Source organism: Endozoicomonas sp. SESOKO2 (assembly GCF_024606245.1).
GTDB lineage: Bacteria > Pseudomonadota > Gammaproteobacteria > Pseudomonadales > Endozoicomonadaceae > Endozoicomonas_A.
On record NZ_JAHHPQ010000304.1, the window covers coordinates 1 to 1,250 of the forward strand.

At 47.0% G+C, this 1,250-nt stretch carries 1 protein-coding gene; it reads right to left on the reverse strand.

Translation table 11 applies throughout. From position 1 onward, the window contains the following. Positions 1-1,250, reverse strand: a 1,250-nt coding sequence (locus KDK17_RS07035; RefSeq protein ID WP_257287696.1) for a pentapeptide repeat-containing protein, incomplete at both ends; no start/stop codon positions are given.

A 1,250-nucleotide genomic window follows, 5' to 3' on the forward strand; every position in this document is an offset into this window, starting at 1 on the left:
TTCTTTTAATTTCTTCAATATGTTGGGACAGAATATCCCGGCTTAAATCATCCAGCGGTGTTGAGCAAACGCGTAGACAATTGCTTTTCCCCATCACCTCCAGCCATTGTTTCAGATTGAACTCATTGTTCTGATTAACACACGACTCATATAGGATTCGGGAAAGCCGCCGTGTACTTTCATACACTAGGCCTTTTATATCATATTCAGGAAAAAAACGGACATTGTCCAATAGCGAGGTTGAAAGCCGCTTGCCTTCAAAATAACATCCGCTGAAAAAGCTATTTTCGATAGTAGCACTGTTTAACAGCTCTGTATTGAATTTACATCTGCGAAATATAGCGGATTGCAGTACTGTACCCTTCATTGAACAGCCGCTGAAATCAATCCCTTCAAATTTATGCTTCAACCCGTTCAGCTTAAGACCATCCAGGGAATCCAGCTTGCCCTCCCAGAGATGTGGGTTTTGCTCAAGCAGCAACTTTCTGCACTCTTCACCACAGTACTTGACGAGTCCTTCGATTTCTTTGTTAACCTTGCTGTCTTGACGGGTTGACTCATGGGAACAGGACTGCTGAAAAAGCAGTTCCAGCGGGCGCCCGTCGGGCCAGTGGCTGAAGCGTTGCTTTAGTGTACCGAGCAATTGCCGCTGTTTTTCGGGAGAACTGATCTCAATTTTGTTCAGCTCGTCAAGCAAAGATAAAGGTTTGGAAAAACGGGTTTCCTGTGACTCCTCGTGCTGAATCACACTTTGATAGTCATCGGTTGACTGCGCAATGATTTTCTCATTACGGGCGAAGGCCTCCAAACCAAAGTAATCCCCCGTATATTGGCTGTTGTTTCTATAAATTTGTGCATCCATACGGCCCAGTGTTGCAGAAGTCAAACGCATGTGCATGACCCTATCATTTATATGCCTGGAATGATCCGCCAGCCCCTCCGTGATTCGGGAAAATGTATATTCGGTGTCGCATTTCATCCTGCGTGCCGAAGCCTCGGCAGTGATATGCCAAAGCGGTTTTATCCCGATCTGAGTTCGTCGTTCAAAGGAGTTCAGAGCCGCTTCATTATTCAGGCTGATCACAATCTGTTCACTGGTCTGTTGCCGCTCTGCACAAAAGTTTAACTCGTGCCCGGGGCAGAACTGCCTGACGGGGTTGTCCTCAATGCCGTGGGGCAGCCCCGGGCGGTAATACACCAGACGTCCTGCGCGAATACGACAATGGATTTCCCAATCGAGCAATTCTTCG